We start from the raw sequence: 24,090 nt of genomic DNA, 5'->3' as shown, positions 1-24,090 counted from the left end.
ACAAAAAACGCTGCTTTTATTGCTGTTTCGGCAACGCGAACGCCACGACTTCATCGCCATTGCGCGTTTTCAGGCCCCCATGTCCGCCCACTGCCAGTACAACATACTGCCGCCCGTCCTCGCCCATATAGGTCAGGGGTGTGGCGTTCCCGCCATAATCAAGCTGTGTGCTGAAAAGGGTGCGACCGTCATGGCCATCAAGAACATGGAAACTCTGGTCCGCCAGCGCGCCCATGAACACCAGTCCGTTCGGCGTCGTCACGCTGCCGCCCATCGAGAAAATGCCGGTCGGCAGACCTACAGGCATCCGTAGCATGTTCGTCGGTCCGATATTTTTTGTCGTGCCCAGTGCGCGTTCCCAGATCACCCGCCGATGCACAAGATCAATGGCCTGCATCTTGCCCCAGGGCGGCGCAAGACAGGGCGCACCGAAAATGCCCAGCCAAGGTTTGATGACGGCAGCGTAAGGCAGGCCATGCTCGGGGTTGTTCGTAAAATCCGGCTCCGGATAAGGCTGGCTCCAGCCATGCCAAGGCTTGAACAGCCCCTGCGTGATGGCTTTCTGGTGCGGCACCAGTTTCATGATGAAAGGGATAAAGGTGGTGTTGATGTACATCACCCCGTGGATGGGATCGACAGTCCCGCCATACCAGTCCGCTACCCCGTCAAACGCGGGAAAGCCGATCGTTCCCTGTTCGCTGGGCGGGGTAAACAGCCCCTTGAATTTCATCGAATGGAACGCAATCCGGCATGCCATCTGATCATAGGGTGTTGCCCCCCACAGATCGTCTTCCGTCAGATTCGGTCGGCGCAGGTTTGGCATTTCCACGGAATAAGGCTGCGTCGGGGAATAATGCTCACCGGAAATGTCTCCCCGCGGGACGGGACGTTCCTGCACACGATAGAATGGCTCGCCGGTGCGCCGGTCCAGAACGAACAGCTCTCCCTGCTTGGTTGTCTGGACCAGCGCGGGCGTCAGATGACCGGCTGGATCGGGAAGATCGACGAGGGATGGACCAACCGGCAGGTCAAAGTCCCACAGATCATGATGCACGGTCTGGAAATGCCAGCGTTCCTCACCTGTCGTCAGGTCGAGCGCAACGAGGGACGTGTCATATTTTTCGTCGAAAGGACGGCGCATCGCACCGTAATAATCCGGCGTGGCGATCCCCAGCGGAACATAAACCATGTTCAGTTCCGCATCCGCGGTATAGACGCCCCAGCCATTGGGTGTGCCGTAGGTATAGGTTTCGCCCGGTGCCAGAGGTCTGTTAGCAGGGACATGGCCCATATCCCACGCCCAGGCCAGCTTGCCGGTGACCGCGTCAAAGGCCCGGATCACCCCGGAAGGCTCCCCGACCGTCTGGTTGTCATAGACCCAGCCGCTCGTGACAATGCGGTTATGCATCACCATGGGTGGCGAGGTGACGAAGTGAAAGCCGGCTGGCATGGCGCTCATGCCTTCCCGCAGATCGACCACCCCGTGATTCCCGAACCCCTGACAGAACTGTCCCGTCTCCGCATCAAGTGCGAACAGCGTGGGTGGAGAGCCGGAATTGGTGGAAATGATACGATGCGGGCAGTCCGTTGTTCCCGGGATATCGGCATAGGACACGCCCCGACAGGCCTGATAGATGTTCTTTCCGTATTGACCTCCGGGAGTATGACGCCAGATTTCCTTGCCTGTAGTGGCATCAAGGGCGATCACGTCCCGATGTGGCGTGCAGAAGAACAGCCTGTTACCCACTTTGATGGGGGTTGCTTCGAAGCTGAACTCACGTCCGCGGGAATTTTCGCCTTCCCGTGGCATGTCTCCGCTGTGATAGGTCCAGGCAACCTTCAGGTCACGCGCATTCGACGCGTTGATCTGCGTGGGCAAAGCGAAGCGGTTGCCGGCTGGCGTTCCGCCATAGAACGGCCAGTCATTCCGGCTCTCTGCGTTCAGCTCATTCAGCGAAGCGCCGGTCGTGCCCGGGAAAGGGGAGTATTTCTGGTAACGCGAAGCCGTAACGGCCCAGCCGCTCGCGAAAACAAGGACGAACAGCGCGACGCAGCTGCCCATGCCCGCCAGGGAGATCGCATTCAGGCGCGGCCTGTTTTCGCGGTCCGTCAGCCTGCCGCCGATCCAAGGTCCGAAAATCCATAGTCCCAGCCCGGCGGGAAGAGCCAGTGGCGGAAGCAGCCGCCAGCCATCCAGTCCTACACACCATAGCCCCCAGACCACTGTCAGTCCCAGCATCGCTGCATAGACCAGCAGCCCTTTCGCGCGTCCCATGGCGATCATGATGCCTGAAAGCAGCATCAGCAGTCCGGCCGGAGCATAATAGACTGATCCGCCAAGAGCGATCAGATGCAGCCCGGGGAGAAAAAGCGCCAGACCCAGAAAAGCGAGTATGACGCCCGTGACAGTCAGCAGAAAAGTCCGGGCAGGGGGCTGGGGCATGGCGGGGTGTTCCTTACGAAGCAGGCGAAAAAGGATAAGCCATTACCCGCGCAGGGGTTTCAAAAAATTCCTCTTTCCGAACATTCGCGCCAGCGTCCGTACCTCTTCCGGTTATCTTTTCATGAATCAGGCTGTCACATTGACTGCGTGACCGGAACTCTCCGATCCGGAACCGCCGGACATGGTCTGGGACACGATATTCCCCTCTGAATCCGTAACGGTTGTCGTGATGGATCCGTCAGCGTTGGTTGTGGTGCTGGTCGTGTCCTGCGTGGAGGACGTGCCGGATGAGGAGGATGTTCCTGAACCGCTATTGCTGGCGGACGTGCTGTAAAGACTGCTCAGGGCCGATCCCGAAATGGAGGAAATGCTGCTCATGATGTGAACTCCGTCTGTGGAGCTTCCAGTGTCCAGTCATAAAGTTAACGAAGCCTGAACAGGACTCTGAAGGTTTCAGCCGGCGCGTTCTCTGTCACGGACTATCCCGGAATGCAGGAGCACGGGCTTAGCGCATACCGGGCTTCTTCTTGACCGCCTGCCAGAGTGCTTCCAGTGCGGGAAGATCCTGTTCGGTCATGGTCCGGCCTTCCGCTGCCAAAACCTCTTCCATGGCCTCGAAACGCCGGGTGAACTTGGCATTGCTGCGGCGCAGGGCCGCTTCCGGATCAATGTCCAGTTTCCGCGCCAGGCTGGCCACCGTGAAGAGCACGTCCCCGAGCTCATCCTCGATGCGGTCCCGGTCTCCCCCAAGCTCCGCCTTCATCTCATCGATTTCCTCATGCATCTTGTCCAGCACACCGGATGCATCGTCCCAGTCAAAACCGACCCGCGCGGCGCGTTTGCACAGCTTGGCGGCCCGGAGAAGGGCAGGGAGGGGCCGCGCCACTCCGGCCAGCGCACCGAATTCCGCCCGTCCATGACGTTCGGCCTCCTTCTCGTTCTCCCAGTTCTGGTCTTCGGCCCTTTCTTCTCCAAAGACATGCGGATGACGGCGAACCAGCTTGTCGGCAATCATGCCTGAGACGGTTTCGAAATCGAAACGTCCCGCTTCTTCCGCCATCTGCGCCTGGAAAACGACCTGAAGAAGCAGGTCGCCCAGTTCGTCCGGCAGGGCAGCTTCGTCATTTCGCTCAATGGCGTCGAGAACTTCGTAGGCTTCCTCGATGGCATAGGGCGCAATGGTACCCGGCGTCTGTTCCATATCCCACGGACAGCCATTCTGCGGGTCGCGCAGGCGCTTCATGATGTCCAGAAGACGGTCGATCTGGCGGACGGGCTGGGTCATGAACACTATCCTGCTGTAGGGGGCTGCTCTGGAGGAACTGCTGTGAAGCGCACGTGTCATCTTCCATACTGTCCGGCGCGCTCCGACGCAAAGCATGAGGGCTGATGACAGCGGCCGGAAAGAGAGAGTAAAGAGAAGCGACCGATCATGTTTCCGTATTGCGGAGGCCGATTTTTTCAGACCGGATGACTGGGCGAATGGCGAAGATTTTCATTGATGGCGAAGCCGGAACGACGGGGCTGGGCATCCGGCAGCGGATTCAGGCTCTTCCCCGCACATATGACCTCGAGATCCTGTCGATCGATCCAGCCCAGCGCAAGGATGCGGATGCCCGGCGGGCCCTGCTGAAACAGGCCGATATCGCCATTCTCTGCCTGCCGGATGACGCCGCCCGCGAAGCCGTGAAACTGGCGGAAGGGCTGAATGTGCGTCTGCTGGATGCCAGCACAGCCCATCGCATTGCACCCGGCTGGGTCTATGGTCTGCCGGAACTGGACGAACAGCAGGGAGCCAGGATCCGGACAGCGAAATACGTCGCCAATCCAGGATGCTATTCCACCGGCGCCATCGCGCTCCTGCATCCTCTGGTGACGGCCGGATTGTTGCCGGAAGACCATCGTGTCTCCATCAACGCCGTGTCGGGATACAGTGGCGCCGGCCGGGTGGCGATCGAGGAGCATGAGAAAAACGGCGGTCCCGCCTTTTTCCTGTATGGGCTGGACCTGCACCACAAGCACCTGCCGGAAATCCGGCATTATTCCGGCCTGACCCATTCTCCGCTTTTCGTTCCGTCCGTCGGACACTTTCCGCAGGGTATGATCGTTTCCATTCCCCTGCATCTGAAGGATCTGCCCGGCTATCCGACGCCACGCGATCTCGAAGCCACGCTCACGAAGGCTTACCGGGGCTGCGAGCATGTCCTTGTCCTGCCTCCGGAGACACGTCTCCTGGCCGATGCCCTTGCCAATACGGACAGGATGGAGCTCCGCGTGCACCATAATGGTGAACAGGTCGTGCTGACGGCCCGTCTCGACAATCTGGGGAAGGGCGCCTCAGGGGCGGCTATCCAGAATCTGCTTCTGATGCTGGGCCTTTAATAGCTTCGTCAGGGGTCTGGTCCTTTTGTTGCGAATGCACTAGGGTCTTGCCCGCTTACGCGAGAGTGGCGGAACGGTAGACGCAGTCGGCTCAAAATCGACCGCCGAAAGGCATAGGGGTTCGAGTCCCCTCTCTCGCACCATGACTGGCCTTTTCCACCCCGGAAAGGCTCCCCAGGACCGCTCAAGCCCCGGAACGTGCATGTCCAAGCCGACCGTTAAGCCCTCCCGCCCGTTCTTTTCCTCCGGTCCCTGTGCCAAACGTCCCGGATGGTCCCTTCAGGGACTGGAGCAGGCCCTGCTGGGCCGGTCTCACCGTTCTGCCGAAGGCCGGGCACGTCTGAAGGACGTCATCATCTGCTCGCAGCGTGTCCTTGGTATTCCTGAGGACTGGCGTGTCGGCATCGTTCCAGCCTCCGATACCGGCGCGGTGGAGATGATCCTCTGGTCCCTTGCCGGCGAACGCGGAATTGACGTCCTGTCCTTCGAGAGTTTTTCCGGGATCTGGGCGCAGGACCTGCGGGATGTTCTGGGGATTGAAGATCTTCGCGTCCTCGAAGCGCCCTATGGTGAACTGCCGGACCTGACGCAGGTGGACTGGAGCCGGGACGTCGTCCTGACATGGAACGGCACGACCTCCGGCGTCTGCATCCCGGATGCCAGTGCCATCCCGGCCGATCATGCGGGGCTGGTGATCTGTGACGCCACCTCCGCCGCTTTTGCAATGGATCTTCCCTGGGATCGGCTGGATATCGTGACCTGGTCCTGGCAGAAGGCGCTGGGTGGGGAAGCCGCGCATGGCATGGTGGCCCTGAGCCCGAAGGCCGCCGCCCGTCTGGCCCGGCCCGCGCCCCGTGCGCTGCCCAAGGTTTTCCGCCTGGCCAACAGGAAAGGCCTGATCGAAGCCATCTTCGAAGGGGATACGATCAACACCCCATCCATGCTCTGCGTCGAGGATGCTCTGGATGGGCTGCGCTGGGCCGAGGAGATCGGCGGGCTGCCCGCGCTGAAAGCCCGCTCCCGGCAGAACCTGTCCGTTGTGACGGAGTGGGTAAAAACGTCGGACTGGGTGTCCTTTCTTGCGCAGGACGAGGCAAAACGTTCCTGGACCTCCATCTGCCTGAAAATTACTGCGCCGTGGTTCGAGGCCCTGTCTCCGGAGGCGCGCAGCCGGGCGGTCAAGCATCTGACCGGTCTCGTGGCCAAGGAAGGTGCGGGTTATGACCTTGCATCCTACCGTGATGCTCCTCCCGGTCTGCGGATCTGGGGCGGCGCCACGGTGGACGCGGATGACATCAGGGGCCTGCTGCCGTGGCTTGACTGGGCCCATGAAGAAACACGCCGGGAATTCGCGGGATGAATCTGTATTCCGAAACACCGAGCACCGCCCTTCTGCCGTCCGGTTTCGCCGATCTTCTGCCGGGTGAGGCGGAGGCGGAGGCGCGCGGCATCGCGTGCGTCATGGAGGCATTCTCGCGCCACGGCTACGAGCGTGTCCGTCCGCCGATGCTGGAATTCGAAACGTCTCTTCTCAGTGGCTCCGGTGCGGCCCTCGCAACCCAGACCTTCCGCCTGATGGATCCGAACAGCCATCGCATGATGGCCCTGCGTCCCGACATGACAACGCAGATCGCTCGGATCGCCAGTGTCCGTCTTCAGGATGCCCCGCGACCGCTGAGGCTGTCCTATTCCGGAAGCTGCATTGTCATCGGCACGGCGGGACGCGAGTCAGACCGGCAGGTCTCGCAGGCCGGAATCGAGCTGATCGGCCCCGATTCCGCACAGGCGGACGCCGAAGTCATCATTCTTGGTGCGAAAGCCCTTGAGGAACTCGGGATCGAAGGTGTGTCCTTCGATCTGTCCATGCCCGGTCTCGTGATGGGCCTGATCGAGGGTGCCGTTTCCGAAGTTGACCGGGAGGGCCTGATCCACGCACTGGACCGCAAAGATGCCAGCGCCGTGGCGGAACTCGGCGGGCCGGTCGCGGGGATGCTGGCCGTCATGCTGCGGGCCGCCGGCCCGGCAGACCGTGCCCTGGACATCCTCGCCGCACTGGACTGGCCCCCGGCCAGCCGCGCGCAGTTCGAGCGTCTGGCCGGTGTCGTTGCCGTCATTCGTGAACGGATGCCTGCGCTGCGTCTGACCATCGATCCGGTCGATTTCCGGGGCTGGCAGTACCATACCGGCCTCTGCGTCACGGTCTTTTCCAACACGTCGCGTGAGGAACTGGGGCGGGGCGGGCGCTATCTGGCCGGGCAGGAGCCGGCCTGCGGCCTGACGCTGCGTCCGCAGGCCCTGCTGAAGGCAGCACCCCGTCCGTCTCCCCGCCCGCGCTGCTACGTGCCGATGGAACTGGACCAGGACAGCCTCATTGCGCTGCATCGTGCCGGATTTGCAACGGTCCCGGCGCTCGGTCACGAGAGTGATCTGACGGTCGAGGCGCGGCATCTGCGCTGCACCCATGTCTGGCAGGATGGCGCGGCACAGCCGCTCTGATCCTGCCCGTTATACCCCTCCGCACACGAATTTTCAGGATCAAGGAAGTCAGTTCATGTCCAATGTCACCGTTATCGGAACCCAGTGGGGCGACGAAGGCAAAGGCAAGATCGTGGACTGGCTCGCCAGCCGCGCGGATATTGTTGTCCGTTTCCAAGGCGGTCACAATGCCGGTCATACGCTCGTCGTAGGCGATCAGGTTTACAAGCTGTCCCTGCTGCCATCGGGTCTCGTACGGGGAAAGATCGGTGTGATCGGCAATGGCGTCGTCGTCGATCCGAAAGCTCTCATGGCCGAGATCGACCGTGTGACGGCGCAGGGCCTGACCGTCACGCCGGAAACGCTGTGGATCGCCGAGAACGCACCTCTGATCCTGCCGGTGCATGGCGCGCTCGACCGTGCCCGTGAAGCGGCCCGTGGCGACCATAAGATCGGCACGACAGGCCGCGGAATCGGTCCGGCCTACGAAGACAAGGTCGCGCGCCGCGCCATCCGGATCTGCGATCTGGCAGAGCCGGAAACACTGGACTGGAAGCTGGACGAACTCCTCCTGCATCACAATACGCTGCTGGCCGGTCTGGGCGCCGAGACCTTCACCAAGGAGCAGCTCAGGGACTTCCTCACGGAGATCACGCCCCGGCTTCTGCCCTATTCCTGCCAGGCCTGGGACCGTCTGGATGAAGCCCGCCGCGCGGGTCGCCGCATCCTGTTCGAGGGTGCGCAGGCGGTCATGCTCGATGTCGATCACGGCACCTACCCCTTCGTGACCAGTTCCAACACGGTCGCCGCCGTCGCCGCGTCCGGAAGCGGCATGGGCCCCGCAGCGGTCGGCTTCGTTCTCGGGATTGCCAAGGCGTACACGACCCGCGTGGGCGAGGGACCGTTTCCGACCGAACTTCACGATGACACGGGTCGCCTGATCGGAGAGCGTGGTCATGAATTCGGGACAAATACGGGGCGTCCCCGCCGCTGCGGCTGGTTTGACGCCGTTCTGATCCGGCGTGCGGCGCGCGTCGGTGGAGTGAGCGGCATTGCTTTGACGAAGCTGGACGTCTTGGACGGGCTGGATGAAATTTCCATCTGCATCGGTTACGAACTGGATGGAAAGCAGATCGAAAGCTTCCCTTCCGCGCCGGGCGCGCAGGCCCGCGTCAAGCCGGTTTACGAAACGATGCCCGGCTGGAAGGAAACGACCGCCGGCGCGCGCTCCTGGGCCGAACTCCCGGCGCAGGCCATCAAGTATGTCCGCCGGATCGAGGAACTGATCGAAGCACCCGTCACGCTGTTGTCCACCAGCCCCGAACGCGACGACACCATTCTGATGCGGGATCCGTTCGAAGACTGACCTCTTGCGGAATGCCGGATATGGTCCCGGCATTAACGAAGTCTCAACTCCTGTCGGGCATAAGCGACCGGGCAGGAGGGAGACGACAGAACACCCATGGCCTACCAGAACAGAGCGGACAGTCCTGAACTCGTTATCGCCGAACGCTATCTGGTCAATCCTGACCGGAAACAGCCTGGCCTCGGTGGTTGCCCGGCCTGTTCCGCGCAGGATATTTCAGCCTCGGGTGCGTCCTATCTTGCGCTCGCGCCGGTTGCGCCATCGCCGCGTCTCGATGACATCCTGCGCTTCCGGCATGAAAATCTCGTTCCGATACACGCCTATGAATATCAGGAAGGTGCGCTCTGGGTCATCTGTCCCAATCCACCCGGACCGCCCCTGACTGACAAGCCCGGTATCTGGACGGAAGGGCAACTCATCGACGGCGTGATCCGTCCATTGGCCAATCTCCTTCAGGCCCTGCAGGATGCCGGCATTCCCTGCCGCGCCATCCGCCCGGATAACCTGTTTCTGGCGCAGGGTATTCACCGTCTCATTCTGGGGCCCTTGGGCCTTACCCCGCCGGCGGAGAAACAGCCGGTCCTGTTCGAGCCGCTGTCCGCGGCCGTCTGCGTGCCCGCCGCGCGTGGAGAGGGCACGCTTCCCTGCGACATTTTCTCCCTCGGCGTCCTGATCCTGATGCTCGCCACGGGCAGACGGCCTCTTGAGGGACTGTCCGACGTGGAGATCCTGAAGCGTCGCTTCGATATGGGGACAGCAGCAGCCTATATGGACGGGCAGAACATCCCGCCCGGGCTGGTCTCCCTTCTTGAAGCCATGCTGGCGGATCAGCCGGACAGTCGTCCCTCACCCTGGGACCTGAGCACCATTGCGCCCAACAAACTGTTCACTATCCACCCTGAAATTCCTGCCCGCGCGCCTCTGCTCATCGGTGGCGTAAAGGTCCGCACACCCCGCGCCCTGGCCTGGTATGCGGGGCAGTACCCGGCAGAGTTTTCGTCCCTTCTTCAGCGCAGGATCGTGTCGCAGTGGCTTTACCGGGAGCTTGAACGCTCTGCCATGGGAAGTCTGATCGAACAGATCAGTACCCCTTTTCTCTCAGCAGGCACCAGTCGGGGCGGTGATGCCGCGACCATGACCCTGACGCGCGCCATTGCCATCCTCGACCCGGCCGCACCCATGTTCTGGGGCGGTCGATGGTTCTGGCCGGATGCCCTGCCACAGATGCTGGTGCAGTGCATGACCGGTATCGTTGGCCCGGAGGAAAGCCGCAACATCCAGAACATGACCAGCTTTCTGATCTCCAATCCCGATCTTTTCGAAGCGCTGCATCTGTCTGACCTGATGGATGAGCAGATGCACAGGGTCATGATGGATGTCCGGCGCGCAGGCTTGCAGGGGACGGAACAGGTCCGTCGCCTCCCCTATGACTGGAACAGGTATCTGATTTGCCTGTCCTCCCGCTGCCTGTCCTTCCGGATTTCGTTGCCGGGCGGTCTGCTGGGCTGGCTTGAACACCATACAGGAGAGGGTGAACTTCCGCAGGAGGTTGTGGCGCGGACAGGGTTTCTGGATGAGCAGATGCGGCTTTTCCTGGACAGTCACTATGCGGAAGGCGGCATCATCCCCCTGTCGCATGCGCAAAAGGCAGGGTTGCCGCTCTGGCTGTCCGATCTGACTCTGATGGCCGCTGCCCAGCGTCATTTTGACAAAACGTCCCTGCGGACGATCGCAGGACGCGCGCTTCCCCTGCTGGAAGGAGAACTGAACCAGTGGCGCAGCCGGACCAACCGGGCAAAACGGCGGGACGCTCTGGTCAGGGAAGCGAAAAGGGGCGATCTGACGCGCTTTCTGTCCATTGTAAATGATGTCTCCGGCCTGCGGGAAGACCAGCGTCTGGCTGCGGCGGCGGAAGAGGAAATCCTGCACCTTCAGGAGCTTCTGGTGCAGGAGCCGGCGCAGCGTACCATCAATGACCGGCGCGCGCGGGATGCGGGCGAGTTCTTTTCCCTTCTGGCCGGGATCGCCGTGGCCATGGCGAGTGTCTGGCTGGAATTCTGTCAGTGAGAAGCAACAATGGCAGTTTTTAGGGCTGGCGCTGCGGGAGGAGAAAAACGTCCCCTGTTCCAGTGGTGGCATGGCCTGATTGTTGGTCTGCTGCTGGCTTATGCGCCAGGCAGCCTGCTGGTCATGCTGATGCTGCTGTTGCCGCTCCTGTTCCTGCGTCTTTTCGATCCGGACGCGGACCGGCAGCGCTTGATGGTGGTCATGTTCTATGTCGGGGCCGTCATGGTCCATCCCCTGCGGGAGGCCTGGCGTTCCGCAGGGGACTGGCAGACCTGTCTGGAACTTGTTCTGCAACCCCTGACGCTGCTGCTGGACTGGATGGCCGTCGGGGCGGCATGGCTGGTGGCGGAAGGGTCATCCATTGGCACGCGCCTGTGGTACGCGGATGTCGCCCGCCGTGAGCGCAGGGCCATCGAAAAGCGTATCGCCGTTCTGCGGAAAGAGTGGAGCGTTCCGGATGATACGTCGGGCGCATCCTGAAAGACGCGCCCGATGACCGCCTGATCAGTCTTCGGCGTGCGACGGAGCTTCTGGCAACGCCTCTTCGGAGGCCTCCTGCTGGCTTTCCACCAGCTTGGCCGCCAGATCGTTCGTCCCACCGACAAGGCCACGGGCATATTCCTGCGCGGAGAAGGGACGCAGATCTTCAGCCTGCTCGCCCACACCCACCATATGCACAGGCAGTTTGAACTGTTCCGCCAGCGCTACGACGATGCCACCCCGGGCCGACCCATCCAGCTTCGTGACGATCAGCCCTGTGACGTTGACGAGTTCGCGGAACACCCGGACCTGCTCAAGAGCGTTCTGGCCGGTTGTGGCGTCCAGCACGAGCAGAACGGAATGCGGGGCCGTGGCGTCGAACTTCTGCATGACGCGGATGATCTTGGCCAGTTCCTCCATCAGCGCACCCTTGTTGTGCAGGCGCCCGGCCGTATCGATGAGGAGAAGATCAGTGCCTTCCTCGGTTGCGCGTTTGAGGCCGTCATAGGCCAGCCCGGCGGCGTCTGCGCCATGCTTGCCGGAGATGACGGGCACATTGGAGCGCTGCCCCCAGACCTGAAGCTGTTCAACGGCCGCGGCACGAAACGTATCGCCCGCGACCAGCATGACGGACTTGCCTTCCTCGGAATAGAGGCGCGCCATCTTGCCAATGGTCGTGGTCTTGCCCACGCCATTGACTCCTACGACCAGCACGACATGCGGCTTTTTTGCCGGATCGGGTTCGAAAGGAATGGCGACCGGTTCCAGAACGCTGGCCACTTCCGTCGCAAGCGCATCCCGGATTTCATCGCTTGTGACATCCTTGCCGAAGCGCGAACTCCGGAAGCTCTCGATTACACGCTCGGCGACTACCGGACCGAGATCGGCGGCAATCAGCTCATCTTCCAGCTCTTCAAGAGCGGTTTCGTCGAGCTTGCGATGCGTGAACACGGCACCGAGCCGTGAACTCGAGCGTGAAAGACCCTGTTTGAGTCGTGAGAAAAATCCAGCCATGTCCCGGAGTTCGGACAGGTCAGGCCGGACGTCAAGGGCAGGAGCGCATTTGCTACCGAATCAGGCGGGGATTTCTGCCACAAGTGATCCATTCTCAACCGCGTGGGGCCGGACAGTGACGACGCTGCCCCGCGAAGGAACGGCTCCTTCCAGCCGGACAGATGCAAACTCTGCCGAATGTCCTCTTTCAGCCGTTTCAACCAGAACATCGACGGGCCGACCGATGAAACGGCGGAGAAACCGATCCCTGTTGGCTTCCCCGACGGCGCGGAGATGTGACGCACGCTCCTGCCTGCGGGCGTTGGGCACCGCAGGCATCCGGGCAGCCGGCGTCCCGGGACGTTCACTGTAGGGAAAGATATGCAGGAAAGGGATATCCTGTTCCTCGATGAAGGACAGGGTCTCCTGAAACAGGGCGTCCGTTTCGGTCGGGAATCCGGCGATCAGATCCGCCCCGACCCCGATATCAGGGCGCAGGGCACGCACACGCCTCAGCATGGCGGCGACACGGGCCGTGTCATGGCGGCGTTTCATGCGTTTGAGGATCAGGTCCGACCCGGCCTGTAACGAAAGATGCAGATGCGGCATCAGCCGGGCGTCATGCTCCAGCAGCCACCACAGGTCCGGATCTCCGGTTTCGGGATCAAGCGCTACAGGATCGATGGAAGACAGACGCAGACGTGCGATTCCCGGCACGGCCTCCAGCAGGCGGCGGCATAATGTGCCCAGTCCGCGCCCGTCCGTACCCTGCCATGATGCGATGTCCACTCCCGTCAGGACGATTTCCCGATGTCCGGCCTCCACCAGCGTCCGCGCCCGGCTGATGGCTTCCGGCACGGGTGTGGAGTGTGAATCGCCCCGACCATAGGGAATGATGCAGAACGTACAGCGATGGTCGCATCCCTGCTGTACCTGAAGCAGCGCCCGGGCATGGCGGGAGGGAGGGAGCCCGCCAGCCGTATCACCCCAGGTCTTCGGTTTCAGCTTCTCTGCATTCGGTACGATGCGCGTCACGCCGGGCAGGGCGCCCCATCGGCCAGCATCGATTTCCGAAGCACATCCTGTCACGACGATTTTCGCGTCCGGATGTTCCCGGTGAGCGCGCCGGATGGCCTGCCGGGCCTGCCGTTCAGCGGCAGTAGTCACGGCACAGGTATTGACGATAATGGTGTCGGACTGCCCCCGCGCATGATGGGACATGCCATCACTCTCATGCGCATTGAGCCGGCAGCCGAACGTCAGGACAGTAGGAGCGCTCACGCAAGGGTTCCGTGGAAAACGGTGGTGGCCGGCCCCGTCATCAGAACGGTGCCATCCTCCTGCCAAGTGATGGTGAGATCGCCTCCGTCCATCGTCACGGTGCAGGTCCGCTCTGTCAGCCCCCGGCGCACAGCGTTGACCACAGCCGCACAGGCGCCAGAACCGCAGGCCAGCGTCAGACCCGCTCCCCGCTCCCAGACCCGCAGACGCATATGGTCCGGGGACAGGATCTGCGCAAACCCGATATTGGCCCGCTCGGGGAACAGCGGATCACGTTCCAGAACCGGGCCCAGCGTTTCGGCGCGCCCGATGTCGCCGAACAGCGTGGCATGCGGGTTCCCCATGGAACAGGCCGCCGCGTTTTCCAGCGGCAGATGCAGCGTATCGCAGGGTCGAGAGAGGGGAATGTCCTGCCAGTCCAGACGCGCCGCTCCCATGTTGATGGCAAACTGTTCCCCCTTCTGCGTGGTAGGCAGCAGCCCTGCGCGCGTCTGAAGAACGGGTGAGTTCCCTACAAACAGCGCGACGCAGCGCGAGGCATTGCCGCAGGCGCCAGCCTCCGAACCGTCAGGGTTGAAAAACCGGACATGCACGTCCGCTCCCTCCAGCGTGGCCGGGGACAGAAGGACAAGCTGGTCACAGCCGATTCCGAGATGCCGGTCACAGAGTCTGCGGATAAGGCTGTCTGGCAGGACAACCGGAATCTGGCGGCCGTCAATGACGATGAAATCGTTGCCCAGACCGTGCATTTTGGTGAAGGAGAGCGTCATGATGGGGCTTCTCATAAAACATCCGGCGGGTTGACGCACGGAGAACATGTCCTCATGTCGTCGGTTCAGTCAGGAGGACAAGCATGAGTGCGACCCAGGAGCCTGAAGGCTTCCACCCGGCGGCCTTCACACGGGCCAACAACGAACCGGACACGATCTTCTACGCCCAGCGTATGCCGGATTCGCTGATGGACATGGGCGCCCGCACTGCCGTGACCGCCCTGTACCAGACGTCCCTGCCGGTCGGAGGGCGGGTGCTTGACCTGATGGCGGGATCACTGAGCCATTATCCGGAAGAGGCGCGTTTTGAGGCCGTTGCCGGACTGGGAGTCTCGAAAGCGGCACTGGACGCGAATCCGGTGCTGACAGAACGCATCGTCCAGGATCTGAATGAAACGCCTGTCCTGCCCTTCGAGGATGACAGCCTTGACGCCGTGACCCTGTGTGATGGCATCGCCTATTTAACGCACCCGCTGGAGGTCCTGACCGAGGTCGTGCGCGTCCTGAAGCCGGGTTCGCCGCTGATCGTCACCTTCTCGGACCAGTTTTACCGCCAGAAAGCCGTGGCCATGTGGCAGGCGCTCGAACCGGAAGACCGCGTCCGTCTGGTGAGCGTGCTTCTGTCACGCGCCGGGCTGATTGAGCTTGACACGGGAGAGGTGGTTCCGCCAGAAGACCTGACCGCCTGGCGCGATACCGTCCGGGCTGTGATTGGCCGTAAGAGCCGTACCTGAAAAACCATAGTCAGCCGGAAGAATATGCCCAGAATGTGATCGGGTGTGCGTTCCTGCTGGCGTTCGCGCGTGGAAGTCTTTATGCAGCGGCATCCCAGCCGCCGCATTTTCGGCGTCGGCGTGACGTTTGCCGAGTGTTCATCAAGATATGCCTTTTCCCGATACCCATCCTGCCCTCCGGCGCGCCCTGGATGCGCGCGGCTACGAACAGCCGACTCCCGTTCAGGAAGCAGTTCTGAAGCCAGGGCTGGAAGAGCGCGACCTGCTGGTTTCCGCTCAGACGGGTTCGGGCAAGACGGTTGCCTTCGGTCTGGCCATGGCGCCGACCCTGCTGGGTGACGCGGACCGCCTTCCGCCCGCACCCCATCCGCTTGCCCTTGTCATTGCTCCCACACGTGAACTGGCCCTGCAGGTCCAGTCTGAACTGGAATGGCTGTACGCCGAGACCGGCGCCCGTATCGCAAGCTGCATCGGCGGGACCGATGCGCGGCGTGAGGCGCGGGACCTGAACCGTGGTGCCCATATCGTGGTCGGTACGCCCGGCCGCCTGTGCGACCATCTGAACCGTGGTGCGCTGGATCTGTCCGGCCTGCGCTGCGTCGTTCTCGACGAAGCCGACGAAATGCTCGACATGGGCTTCCGTGACGAACTGGAAAAGCTGCTGGACGCCGCCCCGGCCGAGCGCCGCACGCTGCTCTTTTCCGCCACGATCGCCCGTGACATCGCTGCCCTCGCGCGCCGGTACCAGAAGAACGCCGAGCGGATTGACACGGTCTCGGGTGCAAAACAGCATTCCGACATCACCTATCGCTGCGTTCTGACGCAGCCGCAGGAGATCGAGCGCTCCCTCATCAACGTGCTCCGTTATTACGAGAGCCCGACGGCCATGGTGTTCTGCAATACCCGCATGATGGTCGGGCAGGTGCAGGCCGCCCTGCTGGCGCGTGGTTTTGCCTCCGTCGCCATTTCAGGCGAGATGGGACAGAACGAGCGTAGCCGTGCCATCGAGAGCCTCCGGTCCGGTCAGGCCCGCGTCTGCGTCGCGACCGACGTGGCGGCCCGTGGCATTGACGTGCCGGCCCTGAGCCTCGTCATTCACGCCAGTATTCCGAGTGCGTCCGAGACGCTGCTGCACCGTTCCGGTCGTACAGGGCGTGCGGGTCGCAAGGGCACGAGTGTCATCATGGTGCCGCTGAACCAGCGCCGCCGTGCCGAGCGCCTGCTGTCCCTCGCGCGGATCGACGCGGAATGGAGCCCGGTCCCCACGGCCCAGCAGATCGCCGCCCAGGACAATGAGCGCCTGATGGAAGACCCGATCCTGAAGGATGCGCCGGAAGAGACGTCCGACGAACTGGTGACGAAGCTGGCCGAGGCGTATGACGCCAAGAAGCTTGCTTCTGCACTGGTCGGGCTGTACCGCGCCCGTCTGCCCAAGGTCGAGGAAATCCGTCCGCTGTCGGTGGAACAGCCGCAGCGTGGCGAGCGTGCCCCGCGTGAAGAGCGCGTCATGTCCGGCGAGTGGTTCAAGATGAGCGTCGGTCGCTCCGAACGGGCCGATCCGAAATGGCTGATTCCCCTGATCTGCCGCCTTGGCAGCGTTCAGAAGCGGGAAATCGGCAGCATCCGCATCGATCAGGACCAGACCTATTTCCAGATCGCCGATGAAAGTGTCGCCCGCTTCAAATCCTGCCTCGCTGGTGCCGAGGCTGACGAAGTGCAGATCGAGCCGTCCGAAGCTCCGGCCGGTGGCAGCTATGGCAACCGTGGCCGCAACCCGGGTGAAGGCAAGCGCTTCGGCGCCCGTCCAGGTGGCGGCGGTGGCTTCCGTGGCGGCCCTCGCAGCGGCGGTGGCGGTTACAAGGGGCGCGGCGGCAGCGGTTTCAGCCGTACAAAGTCTGGCCCCAACCCGAAGGGAGAAGGTTCGACCCGCAAGCGTCGTTCATGAACCCACCAGGGCTGACACCCTGCTGAAAAGCTCCGCCGGGAGATCCATCCCGGCGGGGCTTTTTCATGAACGGGCCTATTTTTTGGACGGTTTGTCAGTCTTTGACGGCGCTTCCGCCAGAAGGGCGTCCTGAGCGCTCTTCAGGGTATCGGACAGTTTTTCATCCGGCTCTTTCAGATGCAGCCCTTCCAGTGTGGCCAGGAGCGTTTCCGCTACCAGAACCCGTGCAAGCCATTTGTGATCGGCCGGCACGACAATCCATGGCGCCTCCGGTGTGGCCGTCGCCCGGATGGCTTCTTCATACGCTGCTGAATAATGCGGCCAGAATTCACGCTCTTTCAGATCGGACGCACTGAATTTCCAGCGTTTCTCCGGCATTTCAAGCCGTCTGAGCAGCCGCTGGCGCTGCTTTTCCCGTGATTCATGCAGGAAGATCTTGAGAACCAGAATGTTCTGATGGCGCAGATAAGTCTCGAAACCGCGCAGATCCGCCAGCCGGTTGTCCCAGAAATGAGGCTGATCCGGGTCCAGCCCCCGGGCGCGGACCATGTCCGGATGAACGCGCTCGACAAGTACGTCCTCATAATGGCTGCGGTTGAAAATTCCGATTTCCCCGCGCGCGGGCACCGCTTTGTGGATGCGCCACAGATCATCGTGCAGCTTTTCCTCGCCCCACGGCGCCTTGAAGGATTTAACATGCACGCCCTGCGGGTTGAGTCCGGAAAAGGCATGACGGATGGCACCATCCTTGCCCGCCGCATCCATGCCCTGAAGCACGACCAGAATTCCATGCGTGGCATAGGCGGCCAGACGCTGCTGAAGGATCCGCATCCGGTCCACGCAGTCCCGGATGCGCGTCCTGGAGGCGGCTTTCTGGCGGCCCAGCTTGTCATTGGTGGAAATGGAAGAAAGGTTGAAGTTCTTTCCGTTCGTGATGAACAGCTGTGATGGAAGTCCGATCCTGTCAGCCGACATGACGGTTCACCGCCAGTCCGCCCGAAGCCTGACAGACAGGCATCATCTCCAGATGATTGACGTTCACATGCCAGGGGAGACGCACCAGCCATGACACGGTCTCGGCAATGTCTTCCGGTGTAAGTGGCGTCGTGTCCTTGTAAACGGACGCCGCCTTGTCGGTGTCCTTCAGCCGCACCTGGCTGAACTCGCTCCCGCCGCAGAGCCCGGGTTCGATGTTCGTGACACGGATGCGCGTCCCGAGCAGATCCGTGCGCAGGTTCTGGGTGAACTGGTGAACGAAGGCTTTTGTCGCCCCGTACACGTTGCCACCCTTGTAAGGATAGGTTCCTGCCGTGCTGCCAAGCGCAATCACATAGCCGGAATTCCGTTCGACCATACCGGGCAGAATCGCGCGCGTCAGTTCCACAACGCCAGAAACATTGGTGGCGATCATGGTCTCCCAGTTATTGGGTTCTGCGTCCTGTGCGACCTCCATTCCCAGAGCCAGACCGGCATTGTTCACCAGGACGTCAATCTCCCGCCATCCTTCTGGCAGGCTGCCGAGCAATGCCCGCAGCGCCGCGCGGTCTGTCATGTCGAGCCGGAACGGCAGGAGGTTCTCTCCCAGTTTCCCGCGCAGGTCATCCAGCCGGTCCTGTCGTCGGCCCGTGGCGATGACGCGGTGCCCTTCATGAATGAGGCGGCTGGCGATGGCATGGCCGAAGCCCGCGGTCGCTCCGGTAACGAGGACGGTAAGGGACATGGGGAACCTCCATAAGCTGTCTCGGACGGCAACGCTTGCAATGCAGGTGGGGATGCACCCATCTTTGCAGAATGAAGAAAACACTCGCCGGACAGAATGACAACCTGACAGGCAAGCTTCTCGTGGCTGCGCCTCATCTGGCTGACACGCCCTTCGCGCAGTCGGTCATTTATCTCTGTGCCCATTCCCTCGAGGATGGCGCAATGGGGCTGGTGATCAACCGACGGCTCTCGCAGCCGGGGCTGGATGACCTGTTCGCGCAGCTCGGGATCGAGCCAAACCCGCCGGAACGACGGATTGCACTTTGTGTGGGCGGCCCGGTCGATTCCGAACGCGGTTTCGTGTTGCACTCCCCGGACTGGGCGGGCGAGGGCAGTCTGGGCGTAAACGATGAAGCCACCCTGACCGCCAGTCTGGACATCCTGCGCGAACTGGCCGTCGGGCAGGGGCCGAAACGGGCCCTGATGGCGCTCGGACATGCCGCATGGGGGCCGGGTCAGCTGGAAGAGGAAATCCTGCGTGACAGCGCGTGGTTCGTCGCCCCATCCAGTGACGATATCGTGTTCGGAACGGACCATTCCGCAAAATGGCGGAAGGCTTTGGCCACAATCGACATTGATCCTCTCCTTTTCTCCACGACCAGCGGAGAGGCATGAGCAACCATCCCGGTTTCATTGCGCTCTGGGGTAGCCAAACCGCCTTCCCGCCGGCAAGGATCTCCCCATGAGTACACCCTATATCCTGCATGTTTACGAACACTGTCCCTTCTGCGTGAAGGCACGGATGATTTTCGGCCTCAAGAAGATCCCCTACGAACGGCGTATCTTCCTGAATGACGATGTTGACGGCCCGGTCAGCATGGTCGGTCGCAAGATTGTCCCCATTCTTGAGGAAAACGGCCGGTTCATGGCCGAGAGCATGGACATCGTGGCGCATATTGACGCGATCGGGTCCCCGGTCCTGACGGGGCCGGTCCGGCCGGAAATCGCGGACTGGATTCACGCTTCCGCAAAACCCCTTTATCGCCTGTTCCTGCCCCGCGCAGCCTCCGCGCCTCTGCCGGAATTTGACACGACTTCGGCACGGGCGGGCTTTATCCGCCGCAAGGAACCGGGCGTCGGATCATTCAGCGCCCTTCTGGAAGATGGCACGGCGGAACTTGCGGAACTGAACGGGCATCTGGAGAGACTGGCGCCCATGATCCGCTCTCCCGAAGCTGTCAACGGGACTCTTTCGACCGACGACATCCATCTCTTCGCCCAGCTGCACAGCCTGTCGATCATCAAGGGCGTCCGTTATCCACTGGAAGTGGAAGCCTATCGCCAGTCCATGAGCGAGCTCTCTAATGTCGGACTTTTCGATGGTTTCGCTGCCTGAAAATCCGGCCCGCTTCGGATAGCCTGGCCTTCGCGGCATGATGCCATCGTCCTGAAGGCCGGAGGCATCGAGACCGGATCCGGTTTTGACTTCGGTCATGGACCCCGGCGCTTCCTGTGGACATAGTTCCTGCATGAGAGATGGGCTACTGCTCACTTTCCGGCGAGAAAACCGGTTTCTACCGGGACTGATCCCGGGATGGGGTGTTGTGTATCAAGACATGTCTCAAGCAGGAGGAGTCCGAAGATATGCAGTATCGTCAGCTTGGTCGTTCCGGTCTCAAGATTTCAGCCCTGAATTTCGGTTCCGTCACATTCGGCGGACAGGGCAACTTCGCAGCCACCGGTAATGTTGATATCGCTGAAGCCACCCGAATGGTGGATATCTGCGTTGAACACGGCGTCAACATGTTCGACACCGCCGATGCTTACTCGGGTGGCGAGGCGGAAGAAATCCTCGGCCGCGTACTCCAGGGGCGCAGCCGCGAACTGCTCGTCACCAGCAAGGTCCGCTTCCCGACCGGCAAGGGCCCGAACGAGGAAGGCCTGTCCCGCCATCATATCCTCAATGCCTGCGAGGACAGCCTTCGTCGGCTGGGCCGAGACCACATCGACCTCTATTACCTGCATGAATGGGATGGCCTGACTCCGGTCGAGGAAACGCTGGAAGCCCTTCAGACCCTGCGTGACCACGGCAAGATCCGCTATGCCGGCATTTCCAACTATGCGGGCTGGCAGTCCATGAAACTTATCTCCGCCGCCGAGCGTGACCGCCTCGTCGTTCCGGTCAGTGAGCAGATCTATTATTCCCTGGAATCCCGCGACGCTGAATACGAACTTCTCCCTTTGGCCGTCGATCAGGGACTGGGGGTGCAGGTCTGGAGCCCGCTCGCCTGCGGTCTGCTGACTGGCAAATACCGCCGCGGCAAGGCTACCCCGGAAGATAGCCGCCGCATCTCCGGCTGGCCGGAACCGGAAGTCCGCAATCTGGACAAACTCTATGACACCATCGAGGTTCTGGTTCAGGTCGCGGAAGAACATGGTGTCTCTCCGGCGCGCGTCGCCCTGGCCTGGACGCTGCACAAGCCGGGCATCACGTCCCTTGTTCTCGGCGCCCGCAAGGAAAGCCAGCTTCTCGACAATCTGGCCGCCGCCTCCCTGCGCCTGACCCGCGAACAGGTCCAGCGCCTGGATGACGTGAGCGCGCCGGACCTGATCTACCCCTACTGGCACCAACAGCGGAATGCCTTCGATCGGCTGTCGCCCGCGGACATGGTGCTACATGGTCCTGCCAAGCGGGTTCGGGATCTTCAGCAGAAGGAAGCCCTTGAAACGAAAAAATGACTGCCTAAATATTAATCAAAAGGCCGCTGCCTCAAAGGGGCGGCCTACCCATCCATGCTGCCGGAACGGGGCATAAAAGGAAGATTTGAAGAATGGACATTCAGAAGTTTACCGAGCGCAGTCAGGGCTTTCTTCAGGCCGCACAGACCATTGCGCTCCGTGACTATCACCAGCAGCTGACGCCGGAGCACCTGCTCAAGGCCCTGCTGGATGACGAACAGGGCGCCGCTTCCGGCCTGATCCGCGCGGCAGGGGGTGATCCCAAGGTCGTGCAGCAGGCCAACGATGCCGCTCTTGCCAAACTACCTCAGGTTCAGGGGGGTGGCGCTGGTCAGCCACAGGCAACTCCGGATTTTGTTCGCCTGCTGGATTCCGCCGAAGCCGCTGCGAAAGCTGCCGGTGACAGCCATGTCGCGCAGGACCGTCTTCTGATCGCCATCGCCGCCAGCAACACTCCCGCCGGCAAGGCTCTGGCTCAGGGCAAGGCCGATGCCGCAGCGCTGGAACGCGCCGTTGCGCAAATCCGCAAGGGCCGGACCGTCACGAGCGCCTCTGCTGAAAACACCTTCGATGCGCTGAAGAAATACGCCCGTGATGTCACGGCGGTAGCGCAGGCTGGCAAGCTTGATCCCGTCATTGGGCGTGATGAGGAAATCCGCCGGACCATTCAGGTTCTCGCCCGTCGCAGCAAAAACAATCCCGTCCTGATCGGTGAGCCGGGCGTCGGCAAGACCGCCATCGTGGAAGGTTTGGCCCTGCGCATCGTCAACGGTGACGTTCCCGAAGCCCTGCGCAACAAGAAGCTGATGTCGCTCGACATGGGTGCGCTGATCGCAGGTGCGAAATATCGCGGTGAGTTCGAGGAACGCCTGAAAGCCGTCCTTAAGGAGATCGAAGCCGCCGAAGGCGAGATTATCCTGTTCATTGACGAAATGCACACCTTGGTCGGTGCCGGACGCTCCGATGGCGCGATGGATGCGTCCAATCTCATCAAGCCGGAACTGGCCCGCGGAACGTTGCACTGCGTCGGTGCGACCACCCTCGATGAATACCGCAAGTACATCGAGAAGGATGCCGCTCTGGCTCGCCGTTTTCAGCCAGTTTTCGTGGGTGAACCCTCTGTCGCGGACACGATTTCCATCCTGCGTGGAATCAAGGAAAAGTACGAGCTGCACCACGGCGTCCGCATCACGGACAATGCCATTGTCGCAGCCGCTACGTTGTCCAACCGCTATATCACGGACCGCTTCCTGCCGGACAAGGCCATTGACCTGATCGATGAGGCGGCAAGCCGCCTGCGGATGCAGATCGACAGCAAGCCTGAAGCGCTGGATGAACTGGATCGCCGCATCATTCAGCTCAAGATCGAGCGAGAAGCCATTCGCAAGGAAGACGACACTGCGTCGAAAGACCGACTGGTTGCTCTGGAAGCCGAATTGGCAGATCTGGAGGAGCAGTCCAACGCCATGAGTGCGGACTGGCACGCCGAGAAGGATCGTGTGAACGCCATCCAGAAACTCAAGGAACAACTGGATACGGCGCGGTCAGATGTTGAGGTGGCTCAGCGTCAGGGCAATCTCGGCAAGGCTTCCGAGCTGATGTATGGCGCGATTCCGCAGCTTGAAGCACAGATCGCCAAGGCCCAGGAAGAGGAAGACGCTGCATCCAAGAGTGGTCTGTTCGCGGACACCGTGACAGATCAGGGTGTGGCAGCCGTTGTTTCCCGCTGGACTGGTGTGCCGGTGGACCGGATGCTGGAAGGTGAACGTGCCAAGCTGATGCGCATGGAAGATGTGCTGCGTGAGCGCGTTGTCGGTCAGGAGCAGGCTCTTGTTGCCGTTTCCAATGCCGTGCGGCGTGCCCGTGCCGGATTGCAGGATCCAAACCGTCCTATCGGGTCGTTCCTGTTTCTGGGTCCGACAGGTGTGGGCAAGACCGAACTTGCAAAGGCACTGGCCCAGTTCTTATTTGACGATGAGAAGGCACTTCTCCGGATCGATATGTCCGAATTCATGGAGAAACATGCTGTCTCCCGTCTGATCGGCGCCCCTCCGGGGTATGTCGGATATGATGAAGGTGGCGTTCTGACTGAAGCAGTCCGTCGCCGTCCGTATCAGGTCATCCTGTTTGATGAGGTGGAGAAGGCACATGAAGACGTCTTCAATATCCTTCTTCAGGTTCTGGATGATGGCCGTCTGACAGACGGGCAGGGACGTGTCGTGGATTTCCGCAACACTATCATTATCCTGACCAGCAACCTTGGTTCTGACATTCTGGCTAATCAGCCGGATGGAGAATCGACGGATCTTGTCCGGGCGCAGGTTATGGCAGTGGTCCGCAGTCACTTTCGTCCTGAATTCCTGAACCGTCTGGACGAAATCATTCTGTTCTCCCGTCTCCAACGGGTAGACATGGACCGTATCGTCACAATCCAGATCGGGCGTCTGCAGAAGCTGCTGGAAGATCGTAAGATCACACTGGATCTGGATCAGAAAGCCACTGAGTGGCTGGCGGAAGCAGGATACGATCCGGTTTATGGTGCCCGTCCCCTGAAGCGTGTGATCCAGCGCAGCCTTCAGAATCCGCTTGCTGGAATGCTGCTGGATGGTTCCATCCATGATGGGGAAGAGGTCAAGGTTTCGTCGGAAGACAAGGCTCTGACCATTGATGGGAAGCCTGTGACCTCAGACGATCTGTAAGTCGGATATCGAATA

20 protein-coding genes and 1 tRNA gene are annotated in these 24,090 nt (G+C 61.5%); 13 read left to right on the top strand and 8 right to left on the bottom strand.

The annotated features are described in order from the left end of the window. Positions 1 to 16: 16 nt before the first annotated feature. The 3 genes from GMO_RS13015 to mazG all read right to left on the bottom strand — a co-directional run bounded on the left by GMO_RS13015 (position 17) and on the right by mazG (position 3,728). On the bottom strand, positions 17 to 2,443 hold the full coding sequence (locus GMO_RS13015) for a membrane-bound PQQ-dependent dehydrogenase, glucose/quinate/shikimate family (RefSeq protein ID WP_008852907.1): 2,427 nt from the start codon (positions 2,441 to 2,443) through the stop codon (positions 17 to 19). 126 nt (positions 2,444 to 2,569) lie between these two features. Further along, on the bottom strand, positions 2,570 to 2,821 hold the full coding sequence (locus GMO_RS13010) for a hypothetical protein (protein WP_008852906.1): 252 nt from the start codon (positions 2,819 to 2,821) through the stop codon (positions 2,570 to 2,572). 127 nt (positions 2,822 to 2,948) lie between these two features. Beyond that, positions 2,949 to 3,728 carry a nucleoside triphosphate pyrophosphohydrolase gene (gene mazG / locus GMO_RS13005; protein ID WP_040509750.1) on the bottom strand — a complete coding sequence of 260 codons (780 nt, stop codon included), beginning with the start codon at positions 3,726 to 3,728 and terminating at the stop codon, positions 2,949 to 2,951. Between the two features lie 197 nt (positions 3,729 to 3,925). Here mazG and argC point away from each other — a divergent pair, with 197 nt between their 5' ends. The 7 genes from argC (at position 3,926) to GMO_RS12970 (ending at position 11,213) form a co-directional block, all read left to right on the top strand. Continuing rightward, positions 3,926 to 4,825, top strand: coding sequence for an N-acetyl-gamma-glutamyl-phosphate reductase (argC, locus tag GMO_RS13000; protein ID WP_008852904.1), 900 nt, complete (start codon positions 3,926 to 3,928; stop codon positions 4,823 to 4,825). Positions 4,826 to 4,884: 59 nt separating this feature from the next. After that, a tRNA-Leu gene (locus GMO_RS12995) sits at positions 4,885 to 4,968 on the top strand. Positions 4,969 to 5,027: 59 nt separating this feature from the next. Continuing rightward, positions 5,028 to 6,185 (top strand): phosphoserine transaminase, encoded by a 1,158-nt coding sequence (locus GMO_RS12990; protein ID WP_008852903.1) that lies wholly within the window; start codon positions 5,028 to 5,030, stop codon positions 6,183 to 6,185. Further along, the gene (locus tag GMO_RS12985; protein WP_008852902.1) at positions 6,182 to 7,321 is read left to right on the top strand and encodes an ATP phosphoribosyltransferase regulatory subunit; all 1,140 of its coding nucleotides are present in this window, start codon (positions 6,182 to 6,184) and stop codon (positions 7,319 to 7,321) included. Before GMO_RS12990 ends, GMO_RS12985 begins: the two co-directional genes overlap by 4 nt. A 55-nt stretch (positions 7,322 to 7,376) precedes the next feature. Next, on the top strand, positions 7,377 to 8,666 hold the full coding sequence (locus GMO_RS12980) for an adenylosuccinate synthase (RefSeq protein ID WP_008852901.1): 1,290 nt from the start codon (positions 7,377 to 7,379) through the stop codon (positions 8,664 to 8,666). Positions 8,667 to 8,762: 96 nt separating this feature from the next. Beyond that, positions 8,763 to 10,733, top strand: coding sequence for a serine/threonine-protein kinase (locus GMO_RS12975; protein ID WP_008852900.1), 1,971 nt, complete (start codon positions 8,763 to 8,765; stop codon positions 10,731 to 10,733). 9 nt (positions 10,734 to 10,742) lie between these two features. Then, positions 10,743 to 11,213, top strand: coding sequence for a hypothetical protein (locus tag GMO_RS12970; protein WP_008852899.1), 471 nt, complete (start codon positions 10,743 to 10,745; stop codon positions 11,211 to 11,213). Between the two features lie 24 nt (positions 11,214 to 11,237). Here the strand turns inward: GMO_RS12970 and ftsY are convergent, their stop codons facing one another. Genes ftsY through dapF form a run of 3 tightly spaced genes read right to left on the bottom strand, consistent with a single transcriptional unit; the run spans position 11,238 to position 14,257 of the window. Then, a complete protein-coding gene (ftsY, locus tag GMO_RS12965; protein ID WP_040509747.1) occupies positions 11,238 to 12,227 on the bottom strand; it encodes a signal recognition particle-docking protein FtsY in 990 nt (329 codons plus the stop codon). A 60-nt stretch (positions 12,228 to 12,287) separates the two neighbouring features. Further along, a complete protein-coding gene (locus tag GMO_RS12960; RefSeq protein ID WP_008852897.1) occupies positions 12,288 to 13,487 on the bottom strand; it encodes a MiaB/RimO family radical SAM methylthiotransferase in 1,200 nt (399 codons plus the stop codon). Then, positions 13,484 to 14,257 (bottom strand): diaminopimelate epimerase, encoded by a 774-nt coding sequence (dapF, locus tag GMO_RS12955; RefSeq protein WP_040509768.1) that lies wholly within the window; start codon positions 14,255 to 14,257, stop codon positions 13,484 to 13,486. Before dapF ends, GMO_RS12960 begins: the two co-directional genes overlap by 4 nt. Positions 14,258 to 14,340: 83 nt before the next feature. Here dapF and GMO_RS12950 point away from each other — a divergent pair, with 83 nt between their 5' ends. Beyond that, positions 14,341 to 14,991: a class I SAM-dependent methyltransferase gene (locus tag GMO_RS12950; protein ID WP_008852895.1), complete on the top strand. Its 651-nt coding sequence runs from the start codon at positions 14,341 to 14,343 to the stop codon at positions 14,989 to 14,991. A gap of 148 nt (positions 14,992 to 15,139) precedes the next feature. Further along, positions 15,140 to 16,936, top strand: coding sequence for a DEAD/DEAH box helicase (locus GMO_RS12945; protein WP_008852894.1), 1,797 nt, complete (start codon positions 15,140 to 15,142; stop codon positions 16,934 to 16,936). A 75-nt stretch (positions 16,937 to 17,011) separates the two neighbouring features. Here GMO_RS12945 and GMO_RS12940 read toward each other — a convergent pair whose 3' ends face one another. Further along, complete coding sequence (locus GMO_RS12940; protein ID WP_008852893.1) at positions 17,012 to 17,911, bottom strand: PPK2 family polyphosphate kinase; 900 nt, start codon at positions 17,909 to 17,911, stop codon at positions 17,012 to 17,014. Continuing rightward, complete coding sequence (locus GMO_RS12935) at positions 17,901 to 18,656, bottom strand: SDR family NAD(P)-dependent oxidoreductase (RefSeq protein WP_008852892.1); 756 nt, start codon at positions 18,654 to 18,656, stop codon at positions 17,901 to 17,903. Before GMO_RS12935 ends, GMO_RS12940 begins: the two co-directional genes overlap by 11 nt. A gap of 71 nt (positions 18,657 to 18,727) precedes the next feature. Here GMO_RS12935 and GMO_RS12930 point away from each other — a divergent pair, with 71 nt between their 5' ends. The 4 genes from GMO_RS12930 (at position 18,728) to clpB (ending at position 24,075) form a co-directional block, all read left to right on the top strand. Then, positions 18,728 to 19,312, top strand: coding sequence for a YqgE/AlgH family protein (locus GMO_RS12930; protein WP_008852891.1), 585 nt, complete (start codon positions 18,728 to 18,730; stop codon positions 19,310 to 19,312). Between the two features lie 67 nt (positions 19,313 to 19,379). Continuing rightward, positions 19,380 to 20,033 (top strand): glutaredoxin 2, encoded by a 654-nt coding sequence (grxB, locus tag GMO_RS12925; protein WP_008852890.1) that lies wholly within the window; start codon positions 19,380 to 19,382, stop codon positions 20,031 to 20,033. Positions 20,034 to 20,281: 248 nt separating this feature from the next. Beyond that, positions 20,282 to 21,376, top strand: coding sequence for an aldo/keto reductase (locus tag GMO_RS12920; protein WP_008852889.1), 1,095 nt, complete (start codon positions 20,282 to 20,284; stop codon positions 21,374 to 21,376). A 92-nt stretch (positions 21,377 to 21,468) separates the two neighbouring features. Then, positions 21,469 to 24,075: an ATP-dependent chaperone ClpB gene (gene clpB / locus GMO_RS12915; protein WP_008852888.1), complete on the top strand. Its 2,607-nt coding sequence runs from the start codon at positions 21,469 to 21,471 to the stop codon at positions 24,073 to 24,075. Positions 24,076 to 24,090 lie beyond the last annotated feature (15 nt).

The organism is Gluconobacter morbifer G707 (genome assembly GCF_000234355.1).
GTDB lineage: Bacteria > Pseudomonadota > Alphaproteobacteria > Acetobacterales > Acetobacteraceae > Gluconobacter > Gluconobacter morbifer.
Note: the sequence above shows the minus strand (reverse complement) of the source record. Positions and strands in the feature narration are given on the sequence as shown.

Excerpts from the sequence above, each read along its gene's own strand:
- GMO_RS13015 (WP_008852907.1), bottom strand. The coding sequence starts at position 2,443 with ATGCCCCAGCCCCCTGCCCGGACTTTTCTGCTGACTGTCACGGGCGTC.
- GMO_RS13010 (WP_008852906.1), bottom strand. The coding sequence starts at position 2,821 with ATGAGCAGCATTTCCTCCATTTCGGGATCGGCCCTGAGCAGTCTTTAC.
- mazG (WP_040509750.1), bottom strand. The coding sequence starts at position 3,728 with ATGACCCAGCCCGTCCGCCAGATCGACCGTCTTCTGGACATCATGAAG.
- argC (WP_008852904.1), top strand. The coding sequence starts at position 3,926 with ATGGCGAAGATTTTCATTGATGGCGAAGCCGGAACGACGGGGCTGGGC.
- GMO_RS12990 (WP_008852903.1), top strand. The coding sequence starts at position 5,028 with ATGTCCAAGCCGACCGTTAAGCCCTCCCGCCCGTTCTTTTCCTCCGGT.
- GMO_RS12985 (WP_008852902.1), top strand. The coding sequence starts at position 6,182 with ATGAATCTGTATTCCGAAACACCGAGCACCGCCCTTCTGCCGTCCGGT.
- GMO_RS12980 (WP_008852901.1), top strand. The coding sequence starts at position 7,377 with ATGTCCAATGTCACCGTTATCGGAACCCAGTGGGGCGACGAAGGCAAA.
- GMO_RS12975 (WP_008852900.1), top strand. The coding sequence starts at position 8,763 with ATGGCCTACCAGAACAGAGCGGACAGTCCTGAACTCGTTATCGCCGAA.
- GMO_RS12970 (WP_008852899.1), top strand. The coding sequence starts at position 10,743 with ATGGCAGTTTTTAGGGCTGGCGCTGCGGGAGGAGAAAAACGTCCCCTG.
- ftsY (WP_040509747.1), bottom strand. The coding sequence starts at position 12,227 with ATGGCTGGATTTTTCTCACGACTCAAACAGGGTCTTTCACGCTCGAGT.
- dapF (WP_040509768.1), bottom strand. The coding sequence starts at position 14,257 with ATGACGCTCTCCTTCACCAAAATGCACGGTCTGGGCAACGATTTCATC.
- GMO_RS12950 (WP_008852895.1), top strand. The coding sequence starts at position 14,341 with ATGAGTGCGACCCAGGAGCCTGAAGGCTTCCACCCGGCGGCCTTCACA.
- GMO_RS12945 (WP_008852894.1), top strand. The coding sequence starts at position 15,140 with ATGCCTTTTCCCGATACCCATCCTGCCCTCCGGCGCGCCCTGGATGCG.
- GMO_RS12940 (WP_008852893.1), bottom strand. The coding sequence starts at position 17,911 with ATGTCGGCTGACAGGATCGGACTTCCATCACAGCTGTTCATCACGAAC.
- GMO_RS12935 (WP_008852892.1), bottom strand. The coding sequence starts at position 18,656 with ATGTCCCTTACCGTCCTCGTTACCGGAGCGACCGCGGGCTTCGGCCAT.
- GMO_RS12930 (WP_008852891.1), top strand. The coding sequence starts at position 18,728 with ATGAAGAAAACACTCGCCGGACAGAATGACAACCTGACAGGCAAGCTT.
- grxB (WP_008852890.1), top strand. The coding sequence starts at position 19,380 with ATGAGTACACCCTATATCCTGCATGTTTACGAACACTGTCCCTTCTGC.
- GMO_RS12920 (WP_008852889.1), top strand. The coding sequence starts at position 20,282 with ATGCAGTATCGTCAGCTTGGTCGTTCCGGTCTCAAGATTTCAGCCCTG.
- clpB (WP_008852888.1), top strand. The coding sequence starts at position 21,469 with ATGGACATTCAGAAGTTTACCGAGCGCAGTCAGGGCTTTCTTCAGGCC.